Origin of the sequence: Paenibacillus sp. FSL P2-0089, from assembly GCF_038595095.1 — a bacterium.
Classification (GTDB): domain Bacteria; phylum Bacillota; class Bacilli; order Paenibacillales; family Paenibacillaceae; genus Paenibacillus_AQ; species Paenibacillus_AQ silagei.
The window spans coordinates 1,891,830-1,915,277 of record NZ_CP152006.1; the positions used below are offsets into that span (position 1 = coordinate 1,891,830).

Sequence of the window (23,448 nt, forward strand, 5' to 3'; positions counted from 1 at the left end):
CGGCGTTTAGGTTTTTTTTTACGGAAAACATACTACATCTAAGGAGCAACATCTTATGAATACAAAAGAGCTGTCCAAAGAAATATTGAAGCTTGTCGGCGGAGAAGACAATATCGATCAGGTAACCCACTGTATGACCCGTCTGCGCTTCAATCTGAATGACAACAACCGTGCGGACAAAGCGGCCCTGCAGAAGACGGACGGGGTTATGGGCGTGATGATTAACGGCGGGCAATTCCAGGTCATTATCGGCAATGATGTGCCGGTGGTCTACAATGAGCTGATTGGCAATATGTCCGTTTCTCCTGAGAAGAAGGCTTCCGGTGACAAGGTGGAGAAAAAGAAGCAGAATCCGCTCAGCAAGCTGTTTGACTTCATCTCGGGAATCTTCACACCGATCCTGCCGGCCATTACCGGTGCGGGGATGATCAAGGGGATTGTCGCCCTGCTGGTGGCGGTGGGCTGGATGGGGACAGAGAACTCCACGTATATCATTCTCTCGGCGATCGGGGACGGTGCCTTTTACTTCCTGCCGATTGTTCTGGCCATCAGCGCTGCCCGTAAGCTGGGAAGCAATATGTACATCGCTGCTGCGATAGGTGCGGCCATTCTGCATCCGACCGTCACCACGCTGCTGGGGTCCGGGGAGCCTGTTACCTTTGCTTCACTGCCGGTGGTAGCTGCAACCTACGCTTCGTCCGTCATTCCGATTGTGATTGCAGTATGGCTGGCCTCCTATGTGGAAAAAGCCGTTGATAAAGTAACCTATGCTTCCCTGAAGCTGATTATCGTTCCGACAGTTACGCTGCTGGTCATTGTGCCGCTTACCCTGATTGCCGTAGGCCCGCTGGGAGTAATTATCGGGGATGGCCTGACTGGAGGGATCAGCTGGCTGTTCGAGAATACGGGATTGTTCGCAGGCCTGCTGCTGGGCGGAACCATGTCGCTGCTGATCATTACCGGGATGCACTATGCTCTGATTCCAATCATGATCGCATCCATTGCACAGCTTGGCTATGACTATATGATTCCGATTATGATGGTGGCGAACTTCGCCCAGGCGGGCAGTGCGCTGGGTGTCTCACTGAGAACGAAGAACAGCAAGCTGAAGTCCCTCTCCCTGTCCACAAGTATTACGGCTTTCATGGGGATTACAGAACCGGCTATGTACGGTGTGAATATGCGGCTTAAGAAACCGTTCATCGCTGCCCTGATCGGCGGAGCCGCCGGTGGTGCGTTCCTAAGCTTGTTCAAGGTAAAAGCGTATGTCATCGGCGGACTCGCCGGGCTCTCCGGCATCCCGATGGTTCTCGGTGCGACCTTTGTCTATTCGGTCATCGGCTTCGCCATCGGGGCGGCAGTTGCTGCCATTGTCACTTATATTATCGGCTTTGAGGATGAGCCGGAAGCTGCTGCTGCGCCTGCGGTGACTTCTGCCGAGCCTGTCACATCTGACGCTAACACTACTGTAATCGGCGCTACTGCTGAGCCTACGATGGTGAATCAAGAGGTGTTCAGTCCGATTGCCGGAGCGGTGAAGCCGCTCAGCGAAGTGAGCGACCCGGCCTTCTCGGAAGAGATTATGGGTAAAGGATATGCCATTCAGCCGTCCGAAGGCCGCGTAGTCTCGCCGGTCCAGGGAACGGTGTTCTCGCTCTCGAAGAGCGGACATGCCATTGGTCTGGTCAGCGACAGCGGAGCGGAAATGCTGATCCATATCGGCATCGACACGGTGAAGCTGAAAGGCCTGCATTTCTCGCCCAAGGTAACCGCCGGAACCCGGGTGGCTGTCGGCGATCTCCTGATGGAATTCGATCTGGTCGAGATCGAGAAGGCTGGCTATAGCACGATTACGCCGGTTATTATTACGAACATCCAGCAGTACCAGTCGATCCAGTCTGCTGGCGCCACCTCGGTTAAGGAGAAGGAGCTGCTGTATACGGTGCTTGCTTAGGGCGAGCCAGGAGCGAATAAGCGAAGGGCTGGGGCTTGGAGTGAATGAGCGAAGAGCACAGTATAAACCAGTAGGATATTCTAGAGTATAGATCAGGTAAGTGGATAGAGAAGGTACAAAGGAGTTGTCGCTCGCAGCAGGTCTGCGTGGGGACAACTCCTTTTGTGCTTGTATAGTTGGCGCGAGAGATGATTCGCAGGCTGAATGTGTGCGGAAAACTGAATACAATGTGCTGGACGAGGGTAAGCGGGCCGAATGTGTGTGAAAAACCGAATACAATGTGATGGACGAGGGTACGCGGACCGAAAGTGTGCGGAAAACCGAATACAATGTGCTGGGGCGAAGGTAAGCGGACCAAATGTGTGTAAAAAACCGAATACATGTATTGGCGCTTATCCAGTAACTTTATTCTGTGGAGATAGGTGGAAAAAGAGCATCTAATTTGACTGGATTCCTGAGAGTTGGGACTTTAGTTGGAAAAAGTACATTTATTCAGCTGAAATATGCTACTTGAGACAAAATGGTGGGAAATAAGTGTTGTTTATCCAACTAATCTTTTGCGCCGGGAAAAACTCAATGATTTAAGTGTTGATTTTCCATCTATTGGTTGGGCAGTCGAGCGTGAACGCCTCATGATTGCGTGAATGCCTATGTAAGGCGGGCGCGGCTGACTGGGGCCGGCAGATGGAGCAGTGATCGGACAGATGGGCAGACACGGCAGCCTGGGTCCGGCAGGTGGGGCTGCGAACGGATGGACAAGCGCGGGCGGGCCGGGTTCAGCTGATGAAGCTGCGGCCAGAATCCGCTGAGATCCGCTCCGGCCAGGCGCGGGCCTACAGCTTGCCCGCGCTGATCTCCGCGACCGCTGCATACTCGATCAGCGCGGCTTGTCCGGCGGCCGTGAGCGTGTAGCGGCCGCGCTGCACCCGGAAGAACCACGCATAGTAGTTCTTCTGCAGGATCGCAGCGGCGCCGGGCACGCCGCTGCGCTTCCGCAACGCGGCGGGCGTGACGCCGACGCCGCGCGCGCCCTCCGCCCGGCTGTGCGCAGCCGCCGGGCCCGCACCCGCAGCGGCATCACCCGCCGCCGCTGCTGCCGCACCCGCGGCCGCCGGCTCCCCGGCGGCCAGGGCAGTGCCCGGCGCGCCGCTTAGCGCCGCGCGCCCTCCGCCGAAGCCGGCCGCTCCGGCGGCTTCGGCCTCCAGGGCCTGCAGCGCGAGGGCCACGCGCAGCGCCTTCTCGCGGTAGGCAGTCACGAGCTTGACGCGCGTGCTGCCGCCGGTGTTGTAGTCCCCGCTGCGCTCGCGGAACTCATAGAGCAAGCGCTCGCGGCGGCGCACCGCGCTGCGGGCCTGCGGCGGCGCGTCGCCCGGCTCCGCGAGCACCTCGACGAGCGGGGCCTTCGTCTTGTAGAAGACGACGGTGATCAGCCCGAGGCCGAGCCGGCGGCACAGCCCGGTGAGCTCGCCCCAGCGCTGGTTGACCGCGCCCTTCTTCTCCCTGACGCGTTCTACCGCGAGGTAGACGTTAGGGCTGAGCCGCAGCCGTTCAATCCCCTGCAGCAGCAGAGCGAGATTGAACGATTTTTTCATCTCTACGATTAGCGGCTGGGCCTCGTCCTCCCGGATACCGACCAGATCGCAGGTACGCACCTCGCCCTTGATCTCATAGCCCTGCCGTTCAAAAAATCCCTTCAAAGGAGCATACAGCTCCGTTTCCTGTTTGATCGCCATTGGTTGTCACTCCTGCCCTGGATTGCAGCGTAATTATAATAGAGAATTCATGATTCTCTATTATAGCACAGCAAAAAAGAGGTCAACTATTCCGGGCTCGCCGCATAGGTATGTAATACACTTTCTAAGCTTGGTGGAGCAAGTAGGAGCGCAAGAGGAGGCAGCGAGCCATGGATATTTTTGAGCGTATAGCTTCGTATCGGGCTGAGAACGACCGTTTGGCGTGGAGCGGCACTTTCAAGGACTATATAGAACTGCTGAGACTAGACCCCTCTCCCGCAAAAACGGCTCATTCCCGCGTATACGACATGATCAAGTCACACGGCGTCGAGGACATCAACGGACGTAAACGGTATAAGTTTTTTGAACAGGAGATCTTTGGACTGGATCGTGCGGTGGAGAAGCTGGTGGAAGAATACTTCCATTCCGCAGCCCGAAGGCTGGATGTGCGCAAACGGATCTTGCTCCTGATGGGTCCGGTCAGTGGAGGGAAGTCAACGCTGGTAACGCTGCTGAAGCGCGGCCTGGAGCAATATTCGCGTACGGATGCGGGTGCGGTGTATGCGATTGAGGGCTGCCCGATGCATGAAGACCCGCTGCATTTGATTCCGCTGGAGCTGCGTCCGGAGATTGAGCGGGAGCTTGGCGTACGGGTTGAAGGCAATCTATGCCCGTCCTGCCAGATGCGGCTGAAGAATGAGTACCACGGGGACATTGAACAGGTTGGCGTGGTCCGGGTGCTGTTGTCGGAAGAGGAGCGGGTGGGGATTGGTACATTCAGCCCTTCCGACCCGAAGTCGCAGGATATCGCTGACCTGACGGGGAGCATCGACTTCTCAACCATTACCGAATTCGGCTCGGAGTCCGATCCGCGCGCTTACCGCTTCGACGGGGAGCTGAACAAGGCCAACCGCGGCCTGATGGAATTCCAGGAAATGCTGAAATGCGATGAGAAGTTCCTGTGGAACCTGCTGTCCTTGACCCAAGAGGGCAACTTCAAGGCCGGGCGGTTCGCGCTAATCAGTGCTGATGAACTCATCGTGGCCCATACGAATGAGACAGAATATAAGTCCTTCATCTCCAATAAAAAGAATGAAGCGCTCCAGTCCCGCATGATCGTCATGCCGGTTCCCTATAATCTGCGCGTCTCTGAAGAGGAAAAGATCTACGCCAAGCTGATCGGCCAGAGCGATATGAAGCATGTGCATATTGCCCCTCACGCGCTGCGTGCGGCGGCGATCTTCTCAATCCTGACCCGGCTCAAGGAGAGCAAGAAGCAGGGGATGGATCTGATCAAGAAGCTGCGTATGTACGATGGCGAAGAGGTCGAGGGCTACAAGGAAGCGGATCTGAAGGAGATGCAGACCGAATACTTAGATGAAGGCATGTCCGGCATCGACCCGCGTTATGTCATTAACCGCATCTCCAGCGCCCTGATCAAAGGCGATCTGCAGTGCATGAACGCGCTGGATGTGCTGCGGGCAATCAAGGACGGTCTGGATCAGCATCCTTCGATTACGAAGGAGGAGCGCGAGCGTTATCTGAACTTTATTTCTATTGCCCGCAAGGAATACGATATTCTCGCCAAAAGCGAAGTGCAAAAGGCCTTCGTCTACTCTTTTGAAGAATCCGCCAAAACGCTGTTCGAGAATTATCTCGACAATATCGAAGCCTTCTGCAACTGGTCCAAAATCCGCGACCCCCTTACCGATGAGGAGATGGAGCCGGATGAGCGGCTGATGCGCTCCATTGAAGAGCAGATCGGCATCTCGGAGAATGCGAAGAAGGCCTTCCGCGAGGAGATCCTGATCCGTATTTCGTCCTACTCCCGCAAGGGCAAGAAGTTCGAGTACAACAATCACGACCGGTTGCGGGAAGCCATCGAGAAGAAGCTGTTCACGGACCTCAAGGATATCGTCAAAATCACCACTTCCTCCAAGACACCTGATGAAAGCCAGCTCAAACGGATCAACGAGGTCAGCCGCCGCCTGATCGACGAGCACAACTACTGCCCGATCTGTGCCAATGAGCTGCTGAAATATGTCGGAAGCCTGCTGAACCGCTGACGGAGGCGGATTCACGGATACTGGGGACCGGGGACTGCCATCAGGCAGTCCTCTTGTCTGTCCCGGAGCTAATTAAGACTTGAACGCTCAGCCAAAAGGGAATATCCCAGGCCATGGTGATGGCTTAGGGATATTCCCTTTAGTCTAGCGAAGCGCCTGATCGGCGAATCCGTGCGGACTGGATAACTAATTCTTCTAATCCTCCTGAGAGTCCTTGGGCTCCTGCTCCTTACCGCCAATCTTGAAGCTTAATTGGCCGTTATATTTGCCGAGCTGTCCGCCCACGCCGATGCCTGCGCCTTCGCCGCCGCCGAACTGGGCTTTGGCCTCAGCCCCGATGCCCTTGTTGCCGCCGAGCTGAACATGAGAGTCAAAGCCTGCACCTTGACTAAGCCCCAGATGAGCACCCGCATCTGCATTCAGCCCGTGATCGCCCCCGGCCTGTGCGCCCAACTTGACATCTGCGCCTTGCCCGCCGCCGAGCTGGGCCTTGCCTTGTGCAGCCACCCCGTATTTGCCGAAGGCCTGGGCTTCGGCGTTCACTCCGAGGCCTTGCCCGTTGCCCACATGGGTATCGCCTTGCGCTTCGATCCCGCAGGAGCTGCTGCCGATATGGCCGTCTGCCTGCATGCTTGCGCCGCTGTACGCCAGGTTTCCTCCGGCATTCATGCCGATGCCGTGTTTACCCCCTAACTCGCCTCCTACATCGACATGAATTCCCTTTCCGCCGGCCTGACTTGCCCCGGGATGGCCGTCCACCGGCTTGTTCGCGGCAGCCGGATGTCCACTTTCGAGGACCGTCTGCGGCTTGCTGGCATTCTGAATCTGCTGCCAGCCGTCCATGTTGTCCTCCGCATGGTCATTCTCGAGCTTATGTGGAGCGGCCGGAGGTTCGGAGGCCCTGACAGTCTGCGTATTCCCGGCAGTTGCGGAATTCTTAGCAATCCTCGGAGCGGTCTCCTCAGTGGACTCCGAACGTACCAGGTAGTGGTAATGCGAATAAGGGTAGGGCTGCGGCAGATGCCGATAGCCTGACGGATGAGCTGAGCTGTTCGAATCTTCGTTCCTGTAATTCATGCGGGAACCCTCCATTCTTGAAGTCATTACAATAGCCTATTCACCGAAATGGGAAGTGATTCGTGTCAGCTGAATATAAAAGTGCATTGTAATGCCTGCAAGGCTATGCTACATTATGAATGAATTATATATTATTCACTCAGGCGCGGAGGGCATACGGATGGAAGATAAGAAGGCTGAGATTTTCAGATGCGGCAAAGAGCTGTTCAGCTCCAAGGGCTTCAAGGACACCAATATTTCCGACATCACCAAAATGTGCGGATATGCCGTAGGCACGTTCTATAATTATTACGCTTCGAAAGAGAAGCTGTTCATCGATATTTATCTGCAGGAGAACGAGAAGCTGAAACGGAGTATCCTGCAATCTTCGGTCAATCTGGACGACGAGCCTGCCAAAGTGCTCAAAGAAATCATGGCGCTTAATTACAGCGGGATCAATACGAATCCAATCCTGAAGGAATGGTACAACAAAGCTCTTTTCAGCAAGCTGGAGAAGGAATTCTATGAGCATGGCGGAATAGAGGGTATTCATGAAATGATGAACAGCGGCACGCTGGAATTAATCCGGCACTGGAAGTCCAGGGGGAAAATCAGAACAGATCTGGAGGACGGGATGATTCTTGCCTTGTTCAACTCCGTGCCGTATATCGACATTCACAAGGAAGAGATCGGGGTTAGCTATTTCCCGCAGATCTTGGACTATTTGGTCGAATTTATAATGAAAGGCTTGACGGATACACAGCATTGACAAAGGTATCCGGCATCGCTTTGCTGGCGGCAGAATACACTATTAAATGTTCAGTGGATATCCTGGGCATTTTATTTTGGCTTGAAATGAATGAATTTAATTAAGTTCATTCATATTTTAAATATAACGAATTGAGGCGCCATTATGAAGACTATCATTATTTACCGATCCGGCCGTAGCATGAACACACAGAAGATTGCAGCCGCTATGGCTGAAGTGTTGGGGGCAGATTTGGCCAAAGTGGAGGACGTTAAGCCTGAGATGCTGTCCGTATATGACCTGATTGGCCTCGGTTCAGGCATTTACGCCTCCAAAATTCACCGCAGGATGTTCAAATTCATCAAGAGAATGCCGCTCCGGGACAAAAATGTCTTTATTTTCTGCACATCCGGCTCTGGAGAATTCAAGAATCAGGCACTGGTTGAGGCCAAACTGGCGGCCAAGGGCAGTAACGTGATCGGTGAGTTCCATTGTCCCGGGGAGTTCAGCCCGCTGGGCTTCAATCTGGATAAAAAAGGGCATCCCGATGAGCTGGATGTTGAGAAAGCCCGCCTGTTCGCAGCCGCTATATTTGACAAGATTGTCTGATTATATAGCAAGACTGGATCAGTCCCGGAGTCCGCCATCTGCTATAATGTATGCACCTATGTATACTGAAAGGCCGGTGGAGTCACTGAATTACAGCAGAGAGATCGGGCGGAGTATTGATTATATTGAGGAGCATCTCATGGACCCGCTGACAGCGGAGCAGATTGCGGCGTATGCGGGTTATTCGCTGTTTCATTTTTGCCGGATGTTCAGCCAGTCTCAGGACATGCCGGTCATGGAATATGTGCGCACCCGGAGATTGTCGCGGGCTGCCGTTGAATTGTTCAACGGGCGGAGAATTACGGACATCGCGCTGGAGTATGGGTTCGAGACTCCCGGCGGCTTCGCCAAAGCCTTCCGCAAGTCTTACGGCTACAGCCCCTCCCAGTATGCGGCGCGGATGAACGGCTATGTCCGGGACCGGCTGGCGTATGACATCAAGGAATACATCGCGGAGCCTGTATTGGTGACGAAGCCTGCTTTTAACGTAGCGGGGTATGGAATCGAGACGGATGTAGAGGCCGGGAATGCTACGCAGGATGTCGCTTCCTTCTGGTATTACTATGAGGGCGACAATCTGGAGGATCAGATGTACGCAAAGCTGAATCCGCCGAAGCACGGGGAGGTCGGCTTATGTATACCGTCAGACGCTGGCGGTAATGCTGTGTATCTGCTGGGGGTTATAGTGGAGGACTTCAGTAAGGTCACTCCTGACATGCTTACGGCTGTTGTACCGGCGGCGCAGTACGTGGTATTCACGACACCTCCGGTGGACGCTACTGATGAGGCGAGACCGGAGACTTTTGCCGAGGTGGTCAAGAGTACCTGGAGATATATCTTCGAGGACTGGTTCCCGGGCAGCGGCTACATGCATGACGAAGATAAACTGAACTTTGAGTTCTACGACGAACGCTGTCACGCCCGCGTGGATTCCGTGATGGAGATTTATGTCCCTGTACGGGAACGGGTTTCATGAAACCACTAACCGTTTAATTGTAATAAGTGGAAATATAGAGTGAAGGAGTTAACCATGGTCAAACAACGCAAGAATTTGCTAACGGTAACTATATTGTACACACTGTTTGTTCTTTATTTTATGTTCTTTGCTTTCGGCAGAGGTGAGGCATCGGATCATACCGTCTACACCTTTATTTTCATGCCTGATAACTTCCTTCTGCTGCCGTATCCATCTGATCTTTTCCCTCCTACCCTGATGGATTTGGTGGGCTTCGGGAACACGCTTGCGTTTGTTCCTTTCGGCATATTGATTCCATGGCTGTACCGGGTCGGCTTCGTCCGGTTCATCACCTTATTCTTGATCGCGATTCTTGTGCTTGAAACGATCCAGGCTCTTACCTTCCTGGGCAGCTTCGATATCAACGACGCTCTTCAGAATTCGGTTGGGGCAGCCCTTGGCTTCGGAGCGTACAAGCTTGGTTTCCGTTACCGCAGCCTCGGGCGCAATCTGGTGGCAACGGCTATATCAGGGTTGGTTCTTTTTATAGCTTTATGGGGACTAGGCGCGGCGGTAGACAAAATATTAACTAAAGTAGAGGGTCCGTTTACGGCGATCACGGAATGGACGGACACCTCGGGCAATTCATCCGCAGACAAACCGGACAGTATTCAAATCAACGGACAGAAGATACCGCTCCGCTCTAACCTGTATGGCGCTGAAGGCGGAGATTCCAGAACATTCACGTACAAGTCTGAGGGACAGACGATTTTCTCCTTCACTTTCGGAAACCCCGAACCAACGGATTATTCCGGTGAGATCAGTATTACCCGGGATGGCCAGGAGATTCTGAATTATACTGGAGATTTTCAACGTACTAATCCTGAACAGTACCCTGTGGTATATGAGATGCCGGTTGAGCCCGGGGATGAGCTGAAGATCACGATTAAAGGCGGCTTGAAAGTATGGGATGTGGGGTATAAGAAGATGCAGTATTTCTGGCAATGAGTGCTTGATCTTCTATTCAGAGAGGATGGGTGACGGTTATGAAAATGGCATTTGTTCTGTTCGACGGCATGACCAGCATGGATGTTGTGGGGTTCTATGAAGCGGTGAGCTGGGTGGCGATCCTGAAGGCGAAGGAGAACGTATCCTGGACATTTTGCGCCAACAAAGCGGAGGTGACGGATGACCGGGGGCTGACCATGAAGGCCAATGAGGTGCTGCCTGATCTGGGCACCTTCGATCTGGTCTTCCTCCCGGGCGGCATGCCGACCCGGACACTCCGCTATGACGAGGACTTTATGAGCTGGATACGAACGGCAGAAGGCGCACGTTATAAAGTGTCGGTCTGCACCGGTGCACTGCTGTTAGGGGCGGCAGGATTCTTAGAGGGGAAAAAAGCGACCACGAACTCGTCAGCCTACGATCTGCTTGCCCCTTACTGCGGGGAAGTCATTAAGGCCCGGGCCGTCCGGGACGGTGATACCTTCACCGGAGGCGGAGTAACGTCCTCGATCGATCTTGGTCTGTACCTGATTGAGTGCTTAGTGGATACAGACACTGCACGCCTGGTGCAAAAAAAACTGGAGTACCCTTACTACCAGGCAGGTAAGCTGAGCGATATCTACTATCCGTATGAAGTGGAATAGACAGAGGGTCGCCGGCAATTTAGAATGTAAGAAAAGGCAAGCCCCGCAGCAGGGGCTTGCCTTTTGTCCGTTTATTATTGCCCGGCTGCAGCGTCCAATTGAACCGCAACGTAGCTTCCAAGCTCAACCATGCCTGCACTATCCAGCTTGGCGGCATCGTGTTGCTTGATGACCTCGGCGGTTTTCTGCATCAGCTCCGAGCTGTCGGTATTGCCCAGAACGCGCAGGACTACCAGCGTCTCGCCTTTCTTCAGTTGTTCGGCTAGCTTGGTCTTGTAGGCGTCCAGGGAATCTACCTCCAGCCCTTGGGTCACGTAATAATCGTAGGCATTGCTGGTGGCCTTGAAGAGAGGCAGCTCATGATCCAGCCAGTAGCCCTTGTCCATCACATACTCTACATCGGAGGCTGTAGCGTCATTGGAGTTATAGAGCAGATAAGGAAGTCCGGTATTGGTGGCGTTATTGGTCGGGTCAACGTTGACCCATTCGTCGCCAATCTTCACCTTGTTCCAGGCGTGATTCACGCCGCTCATGGTTCCTGTGACGACCATCGAAGGGACCTGGACGAGATCAGAGAGCAGCTGGAAGGTATGGGCATAGCTCATGCATACGCCGACTTTTTTAACCAGAATGCCATAGGTATTGAAAGAATCGTTATACTTCGCATCCACTGTCTTGAACTCCTGCTCCATGGCATTCTCCAGTGCAGCATCGTCATAGGCGGTGTTATCATTCAGATAATCGTAGATCGCCATCTGTTTCTCATCCGCGCTCATGCCTTCCTTGATCACAGCAGCGATTACTTTATCTGCCTCGGCAAGGATCTCCTTCTGCTTGGAGCGGATGATCTCGGCAGAATCATCGTACTTCACATTCAGTGTCAGCTTCTCATAATCGTAGCCATAGCCGCGGAAGCCGAGAATGAGCGGGTTCTGGTAGACTACCTTCTCAATTACATCCACCAGGGTACGGGCATTCTGCGCCTCCGGGAAGGCTTGCAGCGAGATTTCAGTGTCGCCGTTCATCAGGGTCAACGCGAGATACTCCTCCAGCGCAGAGTCTGCATGAATCAGATCTGCCCGTATCGTGGTGCCCGGAACCGCCTGTTTGTTGCCTTCCTCTACCTTGCTCTTGGTATTTTCTTTTTGCTGGTCGATGACATTATCTCCAGGTTCACTAGCGTTCCCGTTATCGCTGTTGTCGATGATGGTCGGTACATCCGGTGCAGGCACATAATCCGTGTCATTCTGCGGCTCCACATACCCGGGATTCGCCTTGTTGCTCTGGGCGGCTGCAAGACTGGTAATATCCGCTTCCGTCAACTGCGTAACCTGGACATAGCCTTTGAGCGCAGTACCTTGTATCGTGTACGGGACATCGGTTGGACCGGAAGCCTTAAGAGTCACAGCTCCGGTATCGTACATCACTGTTACTGAGGCTTTGGAGCCGTCAATGAACTGGACCGGGACGGTCTTGGGCAGCTCTTTGGCATTCTTGTACAATTTCAGGTTGATGTTATCCTCAGGAGCCACGGTGCGCGGCAGCCGTTTGGATAATGCCACGGTGTCCACCGAGCGGCTGAATCTGGATTCTTTGTCTCCCTGAACGGCAGTAACGTAATATTCCCCTTGCACATTGTTGTTCTGGACGCTTGTAATGGTCTCATCCACAATCCCGAGCGCACCGCGGCCGTCCTTCATGAAGTCGTTATACTCATTGCCCTGTACCGTTGCAATCTTCAGCGGACGCTGATCCGCATAGCCCTGCTCGGCGCCGCTGAGCGGCTCATTGATGTTCTCCATTGTAATATGGGAGGCGCTGTAAATATTGTAGCTTTCCGCGCCCGGAACTTCATTCCACACCAGAGTCAGTCTTCCGTCAGGACTGATGTCGGCTTGCAGCGTCGGCGTGGGCAGATCCGATTTCACCGTAAACGGGATGATCACTGGCTGCTTCAGCAGAGTAGGCGACTTGGCATCCAGGTCATAGTTGAGCCGGATGTAGTAGACCGGGGCGTTCCCCCAGGAACTGTCTCCCGTGGCACGCAGAGAATCGGAGGGAAGGACGCCGAAGCCGAGCGGCTTGATGGAGTACACGCTTTTGCCGTCTACGAGCTGTGAATCCTCAAGGGTCGCGACCTTGCTCTCCGGCAGCGCCTCGATATCGGTATGTACGGATAACGTCTTGCCAATGGCTTCTGAGCCAAGATCGGTATTGAATCTGAAGATGAATTCCATATCCTGCTCCACATTATACATAGGCATGATGCCCGGATTGTGATCTGCTTCGTCCGAATCATACTTCTGCTTCAGATCGTACACGGTCTGTGAAGCCTCCGGCGGAGGGTTCCCCGAAGTGTTCTTCGTCTCGGCAGCTGCCGTGGCGGCGGGGCTGGATGAAGGCGCTGGACTTCCTTCTTTGCTGCCCCCCATGCAGCCTGTCAGAATCACACACATGATGAGCAGCAGTATTGCCATTTGTTTCACTTTCACTTACGTCCTCTCCCGTCTGGTTTCTGTATGAGGGTAATTATAGACCATCCAGAATTACCCATTATAAATCACAGGAGATATTTAACCCATTCGGATACTATTAAAACAAAATTGGGATAATTTATATTTAAGTATTTTTTGCAGCAGGGGATATGGGGGAGAGGGGGCGATGGGAAGGGCGGATTTATTATTTTCTGGGCAACACGCTTGTCATACTTTTCGACATTTCTTTAGTATTTGTTTAAGCCGTTTACGCTTTCCTGACAAGCTCTTGGAGCTGGTCATTAACGTTACCCTTACATAATCCTCCGTGATAACAAATAACCGATGTAATGTCGAAGTCTAAATATTTTTCTAGGGAACGGAAAGCTGTGTTCATATCCGGTGTGGAATGCGGGTGGGGTCCCCTCAAGATGCCTTCCACACTGAACATTGCATCACCAACAACAAGGGTTTTGCTTTGTTTCAAATAAAGACTAATATGTCCAGGCGTATGCCCGGGTGTAAAGATAACTTGAATTCCCCCGCAATACGGAAGCTCTTGTCTGTCAGCTAAGGTTCTGTCAACTTTGGCCTTAGGAGAGTTCTCTAACAAGTAGGCTACTATTTTCAAACGTTCGTCTTCCGGAAGGGATTCTAATTGCCAAGCCATACTATCGAGATTCACTTTCATAAGGGGCAATTGGCCTTCAATATATGGTTTATCCAGCTCATGAGCGTATACTTTAATATCTCCATCAAGTTCCTGCAGGATTTCAGGAAGACTGCCGATGTGGTCAATATCTTGATGAGTTAAAATGATTGCCTTCAACTTATCCATGGAGACTCCACACTCGTTCATGGCTGCACGTATTTGCTCGAATTGACCGGGTGTGCCGGTATCAATTAAAATAGCAGCTTCATCGTCCCAAAGCAGGGTAGGATTCAATTCTTGACTACTGCCGAATACTTCAACCTGCAATTCCAGCATTTCTACTCCATTTGAAATTTTCATCATTTCTTCTCTCCTATTATATGAATTAGTACTCTTTACTATATAAACGAATGGGAACCATCTAAAGATACGGGGGGGGGCAATCTTTAAGTTTACTGAAGTTTGGAGCAGAAGCAGCATTCGTATCAGATTGGTTGTCATGGGACGGTATAAATTCTTATGTTATCAAAAACGAGCCGCAGCGTAATTGCACATAGCAACTACACTGCGGCTTATTGTGAGAACTGATTCATTACTTTACATAAACCGCCGCTGCACCTTTTTGCCGTCATAGGTAAACAGGGCATTTTTGTCTTCCACAACAGTCTGCAGATGCACGGTACGGCCCCACAGGGCGTAGATATGCGGGAGCGTGCGCTCCAGGTATTTCAGATCCAGCTCGATACTCTCATAACGGTGGGCAATCAAGAGTTCGCCGTTCCGCTCATAATCGGCATCCTGGATGACGAGGTACGGGGAGCCGCCGTTCACCCGGGCCAGCACCAGCTGGTCGCGCACATTCTCCCACGCTTTATCGGTAATTTTCCATTCCGGGCCCTTTTTCTCGAATACATAGAGGTCCAGGTCATTCACCAGCTCCTTCGAGAGATAACTGCGGATGAAGGAGATGTCGGAATCTAGCTCACGCACCTCGAACATTTTGTCCCGGTCCCAGCGCTTCTCAATGTCCTCGAAAATCTTCAGGCCTAGGTAATATGGGTTCAGGCTCTGGCGGGAGGGCTGCACCACCGATGAATTCAGCTTGGCGTATTCGACCGTTTCTTCAGCAGTCAGGTCCAGCTCGCGCATAATCCGCTGATGCCAGTAGGAAGCCCAGCCCTCATTCATGATCTTGGTCTCCATCTGCGGCCAGAAATAGAGCATTTCGTCATGCAGCATAGTCATAATATCGCGCTGCCAGTCCTCCAGGGCGGTGGAATACTGCTGGATGAACCAGACGATGTCCTTTTCCGGCTCCGGGGGGAAGGTGCGTTTGCCAGCGGTTTCCGGTACTGGCGGGACGTCATCACTCTTTTCCAAGTCCCACAGCTCACTGTAAGCATTAGCCGGTCCAGGCCCGCCGGGAGGGGAATCCTTGCGCTCCTTCATCTTAGCTTCAAGCAGATGGGTCTTGCCCAGCTTGCGCGGTTGGATCAAGCTGGGATCGATATGCTCCTGGATCGCCAGCACGGAATCAATGAAGCTTTCTACAGTGTCTGTGCCATAAGTGACGGAATAATCATTGATGCGGTCGGCGGTGGCCGCCATGCTCTCGACCATATCCCGGTTGGACATGGAGAAGCGCATATTGTTCTTGAAAAAATCGCAATGCGCCAGCACATGCGCAACAATCAGCTTGTTCTGCACCAGGGAGTTGCCGTCAAGCAGAAAGGCGTAGCACGGATTAGAGTTGATGACCAGCTCATAAATTTTGCTCAGGCCGAAATCGTATTGAGCCTTCATTTTATGAAAAGTCTTGCCAAAGCTCCAGTGCCCGAACCGGGTGGGCATCCCGTACGCACCGAAGGTATAAATAATATCCGCCGGACATATCTCATAACGCATCGGATAAAAATCGAGCCCGAACCCGGAAGCAATCTCCGTAATCTCGGCAATCGACCGCTCCAGCGCTTTAATCTCATCATCACCGGGCATGCATCCATCTCTCCTTCCAGCTTGTAAACCGTTCTTCCTATGTATATGGGGGGAGGGGAGGGAGTATGATGGGCAGGCCCAGCCTAAATATCCATTACTCTGCTTCTGTGTAAAATAGTTTAAGCAGCATATTCTGCGAATAATTTCCAAAGTGCTCCCCGAAGATGGTAAGTCCGCCTTTGTTTTTGGAATTCCCGTCAATACCAATCCTCAGCTTGATGAAGGGGGAATCTTCGATTTTTAATTGGGCGAGTGTAACCGATGATATTTTTTGACCGTCTATTCCCGTATCTTTCTTGGTGACTCTTAAATGCTTCAAAAGGCCATACTGGCTTAGTTCGTTATCCCACCAGTTTGGTGTTAATTTCCCGCGCACATCTGAGAAATTCCCCGGAGCCGTCCAGGTGCCTAAAAAAACATCGTTGATATAAAAAGCGATATCACTGGGCCAATTATTGTTGGAGCCAGGAAACTCTGAAGAGAGCTCTAAGGATAACTCTAATAATTCTGCAGTGAAATTGTGGTTGAAGTCATTCGGAATCATATATTCAACGAAGCCTTCGGCAAACCAAAGTAAGGATGCATCGATCCGGTCATTGGAGACGAAGGTCCGTTGATCATCTAACTTGCCGATAATTTTAGCCTGGCTGGCTAATCCGCAGGTAGGGGTGACTGAGAAATTAGAATAGTATCCCAGCTTGATTTCATTCGTAATGACTTTAAAAGGAAGATGGAGCTTTTGCGGTAAGTTGAGGGCAACATGATCTACCGCAACAATGAAATTCTTCTTTCGGCTGTCGGCAGCCTCCATGTTGTCCTGGAGCTTGATAATCTTGGCGTCCTCCAGTAACCGGATATGGCGTGACACGATAGCTTTGCTTAAGTTTAGTTTTACTGCCAGCTCACTGACAGTAAGCGGTGTATGTAACAATAGTCTAAGAATCGAAGCTCTAGTGTCAGATGCCAATGCCTTCAAAACAGAAATACCATTCTCATCGAGTTCTAAGAACATAATTATACCTCCTTGTCATATCTGTGGCTTCCGCCGATTGTTGAATAGTATAACATATCGTTAACTTTTTAGTTTACAATAAACGATCTATTTAAGTATGGATTTTTATTTGTATACCACAAAGTTGAAAATCACATATAACGCTGATATTAGCTTGAAAGAACGCTTTCATCATGATAGTATTTGCTTGCTTGCTAGGAAGATTAACGGTGAAAACCACAAAAAGTTAACTTTTATTGTTGTGACTACTAAGATGGGAGCTGAAGCTGGATGACACACAGGATGGAATATCCGCGTCCGCAGTTCGTCAGAGACGCATGGCTTAACTTAAATGGAACCTGGCAATTTGAATTTGATGACAGCAATGAGGGAGCCGCGCAGCGGTGGTTTGATCCAGGTGAAAATTTAAGCCAGACCATTCAAGTTCCCTTTGCGTTTCAGACCCCTGCCAGCGGAATACACGATACCACGTTTCATGACTATGTCTGGTATAAGCGCAATTTTACACTCGATCCAGACTGGTATCAGAAGCGGGTGAGATTACATTTTGGAGCGGTAGATTATCGGGCTTGGGTGTATGTGAATGGTCAATATATCGGGATGCATGAGGGCGGACATACTTCATTTTCGTTTGATATTACACATGCCTTGACCGGACAAGAGGAACAGGTAACGGTTCATGTAGAGGACCCATCAACAGACGAGACTATTCCCCGGGGCAAACAGTTCTGGTTAGAGCAGCCCGAAAGCATCTGGTATACGCGCACGAGCGGGATTTGGCAGACCGTGTGGCTGGAGGCGGTCAACCCTGTGCATATTCAGCAGGTGAAGTTTACGCCGGATTTGGATCAAGGGAGTGTTGGGATAGAGGTTAAATCGGAGGGACATGGATCAGAAGAATTGGATTTGGAACTTCGTATTTCTTTTGGCGGAGCACTTGTTATTCAGGACCGGGTACGTTTGTTACAGCCTATAACACGCAGAATAGTAGATCTGTTTGGTCTAAAAATATTCCGCACAAACTTTCATCGGGCCGGCTGGACATGGAGCCCGGAAGCTCCTAATTTGTTCGATGTGGAAATGAAGCTGTACGATCACGGGGTTGAGGTGGACTCGATTCAATCGTATTTCGGCATGCGGAAGGTGCATACAGAGAATGGTATGGTCTATCTGAATAACAAACCTTATTATCAAAAGCTTGTACTGGACCAAGGGTATTGGCAGGAAGGACTGCTTACAGCGCCAACGGATGACCATCTGAAGAAGGATATTGAATTAGCCAAAGAATTAGGGTTCAACGGTTGCCGTAAGCATCAGAAGGTCGAGGACCCGCGGTTTTTATATTGGGCGGACCGGCTAGGGTTCCTTGTATGGGGAGAATGTGCGGCGAACGCCTCTTACAATAATGATGCTGTAGCCCGGTTAACCAAAGAATGGATTGAGATTATTGACCGTGACTTCAATCATCCCTCGATTGTGGCCTGGGTCCCGCTTAACGAGAGCTGGGGCATTCCGCTGGTGAAATCGGATAAGCAGCAGCAGTATCACAGCGTAGCCATGTATAGTCTGATTCATTCATTGGATAATACCCGGTTAGTCATATCGAATGACGGATGGGAAATGACGCTGACGGACATTTGTGCGGTACACAATTATCAGCATGGCAGAGCAGATGAGCCCGATAAGTATGAAGAGTTCAAGCGGATTCTTTCTACCAAAGATACCATGCTTGCTTCCAAGCCATCGGCCCGCAGTGTATATGCAGACGGATATGAGCATCGGGGCGAGCCGATCCTGTTAACTGAATTCGGGGGTATCAGCTATAAGGCTGGCGCTGACGATGGCTGGGGATATACCAGTGCACAATCTGCAGAGGATCTTGTTCAGGAATACGGAAGAATCATGAAGGCGGTATACGCGTCCAAGATTATTTATGGATATTGTTATACACAGTTAACGGATGTGGAACAGGAGATTAACGGCCTGGTAGCCTATGACCGGACACCCAAATGCGATCTGGCGTTAATTAAAGAAATTAATGATCAGTGGCATCTGCGGACCATTTAAGCGGACTTAAGGAATAATAAGGAGCTGATAATCGATGACAAATGAACTATTGCTTGAGAAGATCGGGCTGGTCGTAGACAGGCTTATGAACCTGGGCGGCAGCGACTATGAAAAGGATAAAACTGTGGTTCAGGCCGATACTAGAGTAGGGATTGTGCAACGGGATTTCGGCATTGAAGAATGGGATTGGCCTCAGGGCGTAGGTCTTTATGGTCTGTACAAGCTGCAAAAGTATTATGGCGATACGCGTTACATGGAATTTTTCCGGAATTGGGTTTCCCGTAACCTGGAGGCGGGCCTGCCTTCCAAAAACATTAATACAACCGCTCCTTATTTGCCTCTGGTGCTGCTCCTGGATCAGCTTGAGTCTTCCAGTGAACTGGAGAAGCTATGCCGGGAACATGCGGATTGGCTCATTCATGAGCTGCCCAAAACCAAAGAAGGCGGCTTTCAGCATACGGTCACTGCCATCGGCAACCGGGATGGAATTCACCTGCACAATGGACAGTTATGGATTGATACGCTCTTCATGGCGGTTCTGTTCCTGAACCAGGCGGGACGCAAGTTTAACCGGCCGGAGTGGGTACACGAAGCTGAACACCAGATTCTGCTCCATATCAAGTATTTGTTCGACAAACATACCGGCTTATTCTTCCACGGCTGGAGCTTCGAACGCAATGATAATTTCGGCAGTATCTTCTGGTGCCGCGGCAATTCCTGGTTTACCTATGGGATCGTCGATTACCTGGAAGCCTGCCAGGATTCGATTAGTCCGGGGTTCCGCCGGTTTCTGATTGATACGTATACTGCTCAGGTCAATGCCCTGGTATCTCTCCAGGCAGCATCCGGTCTATGGCATACCGTCCTGCAGGACCCATCCAGCTATGAAGAGGTATCCGGGTCGGCCGCAATTGCCGCAGGGATTATCAAAGGCATCAAGGCCGATATTCTGGATTCCTCCTATCAGGCTGCGGCAGATAAGGCCATTCAGTCGGTATGTCAAAATATTAGCGGAGACGGAACCGTGCTAAATGTGTCGGCGGGAACCGGTATGGGAATGGATAAGGACCATTACAAGAACATTGCTCTCAGACCTATGGCGTACGGACAGTCCTTGGCTCTTATTGCGTTATATGAAGCTTTAAAATAAACTGCAAAAAGCCTAATCCTTGAGCAAAGGATTAGGCTTTTTTCACAATAAACTATGTTAAGATTACGTTAATTAACACTTGGATATCGACGAACGGGGAGGGATAAGTAATGACAGACTTTACAGTGATTCGAGACCTGTTCCATATTACGGAACCGTGCGGATTTGATCATGAATCGTTAACGCCGTGGATGGAACGCTACGGGCATATTCCGCAGGTGTTGCGGGCGTATTATACGGAGCTTGGGGCCCACTCTGCATTGAACGCGACTCAGGATTTTCTGGTTCAGCCTCACAATTTTCCGCGTTATATGGAAGAAGATTACTGCATCTTTTATACCGAAAATCAAGAAGCCTGCGTGTGGGGAATCCGTGCAGCGGATATGAAGCTTGATAATCCTCCCGTCTATGTGCGCAGCGGAGCCGAATGGGAGCGCCTGCGTTCGTCTGTTAAGGAATTTTTGCTGGCCATGGCCCATTTGCAGGCAGTGCTGGCGATGGAGTATAGCAGCGAAGAATATTGGGATATCGATGAGGCTGTTGCGGAGCGAATTGAGCAGAACTTTCCATCCCGCCAAGCCGATTCAGATTTGTACACGGGCGTACGTTTTTTTGGCCGGCCGGGTGAATTGATTATGATTATGAACAACAACGGTGGCCATCTGCTAATGTTCGCGGCCGAAAACGAGGAACGCCTTGATGAATTGTACAACCTCTTTGAGCAGTGGACGGATCAATAGCTCCTTCAGCGTCAAAAGGGCCTGACCGCAGTCAGGCCCCGCTCAACATACATCAAACAGCTTCCATCCCATTTGAACTGCAACAAAATTAAATTTGCAACTGTGGTGGAATCTGACTTCACAAAAGTAACATATACCGTATGGGTTCCTACCGCTGTTCCGGCATTGATCGGGATATTCTTAACTGACCATGTCTGCCATCCATACTTGTTTTAGCTGTATTACCGAAGTCTACATTTTAAATGCTATAGCCTTCCGCTTCAAATTTCAATGTGTTAAATTTAGTCCGCTCCCTTAACCATATACCCGCACCTCAATAATCTCCGCATACTCACTGCCGTTGGTCTCAAGCACTACCACGCGAAGGCGGTCGGCTCTCACAGCTTCGTTAAGCGTGTGTACCCGCTTGCGCTTGTGGTTGTCACGTTCCCCGGCAACTGTGGTCCATTTACCATCCATGTAAGCTTCAATACGATACTCTTTAACGAGTGTTGGCAGGATTTCGTAAGGCGTAATATGATGATGCAGGTTGATCAGATCCTCGTTGACATCGTCGTTGAAGGTAACGTGAACCTCGCGCAGAGTTACCGGCTCGTTCCAGGCCAGCTCCAGCCATTCCGGCTGATCGGAGGCCATCCGGTCAGAGGACCACATATGCGGACCGCCGTACGGGCGGAGGTAGCCGTCGATAACTTTATCCGCAGCGAAGGCACTCGTTATCCCGGACAGACGGAGGCACGGGGCTTTGTGGTCGAATTTCTTTTTGTCCCATTGCACTACGGGTTGTGCAGGCGGATTCTCGCCAAAGTCCCGCGAGGCTGCGGGGGTGTCACTATGCCCGTAGGCGAGTATTCCTGAAGCGGGCTCATCTGCCATATGCAGCGACAGTACAGCGTTGGCCTTGACGATCAAGAATGCATTGCGCGGTGACTCCGGCTTCCACTGAACCGGGAGCTTCACCCACTGGGCGGCTCCGGTCTGAACGGGAGCTGACGCGGACTGAATCAGCGTATGGGGAATATAATTCTCGGGCCGTCCGGTCTCCCATAGCTCGACCGTCAGCTCTGCGGCTTCGGCCGCATCGATCAGCAGCTCAATTCCGTTCAGCCCCGGATCGGCCGCAACGGTGATGCCGATGTTCGCTGTGAGCGGGACGCTGAATGCGGAATGCTCCACACCGAACCGGCTCCGCTCGCTGGAAGCGCTGAGCGCAGCCTTCAGCGCCAGATCGGCATCATCCTCGTTGAGTAGCCCGAGGACGGAAGCATCCTGGCGCAGCATCGTCTGCTGCAGCTCGTTCAGGTGGGCCGCATGCAGTTCGCGCGGCGATATTCCCTTGGCGGCGCAGAGTGCCGCGCCGATACCGGCGGCCTCGCCGATGACCGCGCAGGTAGCCATGACGCGGGTCGTGCCGAACGCGACATGCGAGGCGCTGATGTCGCGGCCGGCCATCAGCAGATTGTTCACGTTCACCGAATACAGCGAACGGAACGGGATGTGATAGCTGCCGTCCGAATACATATGCTTCGAGCCTGACTCTGTAGCGTACACTCCCTGCGGCGGATGCAGGTCAATGGACCAGCCGCCGAACGCAACGCGGTCCGGGAATTCGCGCTGGGCCAGGATATCGTTCTGATTCAGGACATAATCGCCAATGAACCGGCGGTACTCCCGCTTGCCCGGAGTCGAGCCGACCCATTCCAGCGTCATGTTGTCAGCGTCGAATTTGCCGGAGTTCTTAATATAGTCCCAGATCCCGTAGATCACAGACCACAGCTCGTCGCGGATGGCCTCATTGTCATGAACAGTGTCCTGCTCGCCGCCGAATTCGATCCACCAGTAGGCGCAGCCGTTGTCGCCGCTGCGGATGATGCGGCGCTCGGCAATAGAGGTTTGTGTAATATCCTTTGCCATGGCTGGAGCGATATATTTGACCGGATGACCTGCGTCCTTGGTATAGAAGAGCAGTGTGCTGCCGAGCGTAATATCATCTGCGACCAGCGGCGCCCATTCCTCATTATATTCTTCGCGTGCTTCACGGCCCAGCCGGTACTCTGCCCCTGCCAGGAAGCCTACCAGGCCATCTCCCGTACAGTCCAGAAAGACCGCGCTTTCAAAAGTGATTCTCCGCTCCGACCCCATCATCCACCCGGTCACGGACCGGATGCTCCGCTGGCCGCTGCCATCCTCGGAAACATCGACCTCATGAACATCCGTGTTCAGAAACAGCTGGATTTTCGGCTCGGCCTTAACCGCTTCAAGCACAACCATATCCCAGAGATACGGATTGCCGTCTTTGTTGCGGTACTGGTTCTCCACGAACAGCTCGCCCATAATCCCCGTTTCACGGGCATACCGGTGGATACCGTGCGAGGTTGCACCGCATACCCATACCCGCACCTCACTGCTGGAGTTACCGCCGAGCACCGGACGGTTATTAATCAGCGCCACACGCTGGCCCAGACGGGCTGCCGCAATCGCCGCGCATACCCCTGCCAGTCCGCCGCCTACCACAGTTACATCCGTGTTGACCGTTTCACTACGCATTGTTGAACCTCTCCTTTGGTGTGTGTTAATATATCCGT

Annotated in this window: 17 protein-coding genes; 10 read left to right on the forward strand and 7 right to left on the reverse strand. The window is 52.0% G+C overall.

Annotation, left to right across the window (positions count from 1 at the left end; all coding sequences use genetic code 11):
- Window positions 1-55 precede the first annotated feature (55 nt).
- Complete coding sequence (locus tag NST69_RS07625) at window positions 56-1,954, forward strand: beta-glucoside-specific PTS transporter subunit IIABC (protein ID WP_342548909.1); 1,899 nt, start codon at window positions 56-58, stop codon at window positions 1,952-1,954.
- 833 nt (window positions 1,955-2,787) lie between these two features.
- Here the strand turns inward: NST69_RS07625 and NST69_RS07630 are convergent.
- Window positions 2,788-3,687 (reverse strand): DUF2161 family putative PD-(D/E)XK-type phosphodiesterase, encoded by a 900-nt coding sequence (locus NST69_RS07630; protein ID WP_342548910.1) that lies wholly within the window; start codon window positions 3,685-3,687, stop codon window positions 2,788-2,790.
- A gap of 170 nt (window positions 3,688-3,857) precedes the next feature.
- Here NST69_RS07630 and NST69_RS07635 point away from each other — a divergent pair, with 170 nt between their 5' ends.
- Window positions 3,858-5,753: a PrkA family serine protein kinase gene (locus tag NST69_RS07635; RefSeq protein ID WP_209991405.1), complete on the forward strand. Its 1,896-nt coding sequence runs from the start codon at window positions 3,858-3,860 to the stop codon at window positions 5,751-5,753.
- Window positions 5,754-5,948: 195 nt separating this feature from the next.
- Here NST69_RS07635 and NST69_RS07640 read toward each other — a convergent pair whose 3' ends face one another.
- Complete coding sequence (locus NST69_RS07640; RefSeq protein ID WP_342548911.1) at window positions 5,949-6,830, reverse strand: hypothetical protein; 882 nt, start codon at window positions 6,828-6,830, stop codon at window positions 5,949-5,951.
- 160 nt (window positions 6,831-6,990) lie between these two features.
- On the opposite strand from NST69_RS07640, the gene NST69_RS07645 reads away from it, so the two are divergent.
- From NST69_RS07645 to NST69_RS07665, 5 genes are all read left to right on the forward strand, one after another.
- On the forward strand, window positions 6,991-7,578 hold the full coding sequence (locus NST69_RS07645; RefSeq protein ID WP_036721318.1) for a TetR/AcrR family transcriptional regulator: 588 nt from the start codon (window positions 6,991-6,993) through the stop codon (window positions 7,576-7,578).
- Window positions 7,579-7,722: 144 nt separating this feature from the next.
- Window positions 7,723-8,166, forward strand: a complete 444-nt coding sequence (locus tag NST69_RS07650; RefSeq protein WP_036721321.1) for a flavodoxin domain-containing protein — start codon at window positions 7,723-7,725, stop codon at window positions 8,164-8,166.
- 58 nt (window positions 8,167-8,224) lie between these two features.
- Window positions 8,225-9,142, forward strand: coding sequence for an AraC family transcriptional regulator (locus NST69_RS07655; protein ID WP_342548912.1), 918 nt, complete (start codon window positions 8,225-8,227; stop codon window positions 9,140-9,142).
- Between the two features lie 54 nt (window positions 9,143-9,196).
- The gene (locus NST69_RS07660; protein ID WP_342548913.1) at window positions 9,197-10,129 is read left to right on the forward strand and encodes a VanZ family protein; all 933 of its coding nucleotides are present in this window, start codon (window positions 9,197-9,199) and stop codon (window positions 10,127-10,129) included.
- 38 nt (window positions 10,130-10,167) lie between these two features.
- Window positions 10,168-10,773 (forward strand): DJ-1/PfpI family protein, encoded by a 606-nt coding sequence (locus NST69_RS07665; protein ID WP_342548914.1) that lies wholly within the window; start codon window positions 10,168-10,170, stop codon window positions 10,771-10,773.
- Window positions 10,774-10,847: 74 nt separating this feature from the next.
- Here NST69_RS07665 and NST69_RS07670 read toward each other — a convergent pair whose 3' ends face one another.
- The 4 genes from NST69_RS07670 to NST69_RS07685 form a co-directional block, all read right to left on the reverse strand.
- Entirely contained in the window at window positions 10,848-13,265 is a 2,418-nt protein-coding gene (locus tag NST69_RS07670; RefSeq protein WP_342548915.1) for a transglutaminase domain-containing protein, read from the reverse strand.
- 250 nt (window positions 13,266-13,515) lie between these two features.
- Window positions 13,516-14,259 (reverse strand): MBL fold metallo-hydrolase, encoded by a 744-nt coding sequence (locus tag NST69_RS07675; protein WP_342550107.1) that lies wholly within the window; start codon window positions 14,257-14,259, stop codon window positions 13,516-13,518.
- 237 nt (window positions 14,260-14,496) lie between these two features.
- Window positions 14,497-15,894, reverse strand: coding sequence for a SpoVR family protein (locus tag NST69_RS07680; protein ID WP_342548916.1), 1,398 nt, complete (start codon window positions 15,892-15,894; stop codon window positions 14,497-14,499).
- A 94-nt stretch (window positions 15,895-15,988) separates the two neighbouring features.
- Complete coding sequence (locus tag NST69_RS07685; protein WP_342548917.1) at window positions 15,989-16,906, reverse strand: helix-turn-helix domain-containing protein; 918 nt, start codon at window positions 16,904-16,906, stop codon at window positions 15,989-15,991.
- Window positions 16,907-17,176: 270 nt separating this feature from the next.
- Here NST69_RS07685 and NST69_RS07690 point away from each other — a divergent pair, with 270 nt between their 5' ends.
- From NST69_RS07690 to NST69_RS07700, 3 genes are all read left to right on the forward strand, one after another.
- A complete protein-coding gene (locus NST69_RS07690; protein WP_342548918.1) occupies window positions 17,177-18,973 on the forward strand; it encodes a sugar-binding domain-containing protein in 1,797 nt (598 codons plus the stop codon).
- 34 nt (window positions 18,974-19,007) lie between these two features.
- A complete protein-coding gene (locus NST69_RS07695; RefSeq protein WP_342548919.1) occupies window positions 19,008-20,123 on the forward strand; it encodes a glycoside hydrolase family 88 protein in 1,116 nt (371 codons plus the stop codon).
- 110 nt (window positions 20,124-20,233) lie between these two features.
- The gene (locus NST69_RS07700; protein ID WP_342548920.1) at window positions 20,234-20,863 is read left to right on the forward strand and encodes a hypothetical protein; all 630 of its coding nucleotides are present in this window, start codon (window positions 20,234-20,236) and stop codon (window positions 20,861-20,863) included.
- 294 nt (window positions 20,864-21,157) lie between these two features.
- On the opposite strand, the gene NST69_RS07705 is transcribed toward NST69_RS07700, so the two are convergent.
- Window positions 21,158-23,410, reverse strand: a complete 2,253-nt coding sequence (locus NST69_RS07705; RefSeq protein ID WP_342548921.1) for an FAD-dependent oxidoreductase — start codon at window positions 23,408-23,410, stop codon at window positions 21,158-21,160.
- Window positions 23,411-23,448: the final 38 nt, after the last annotated feature.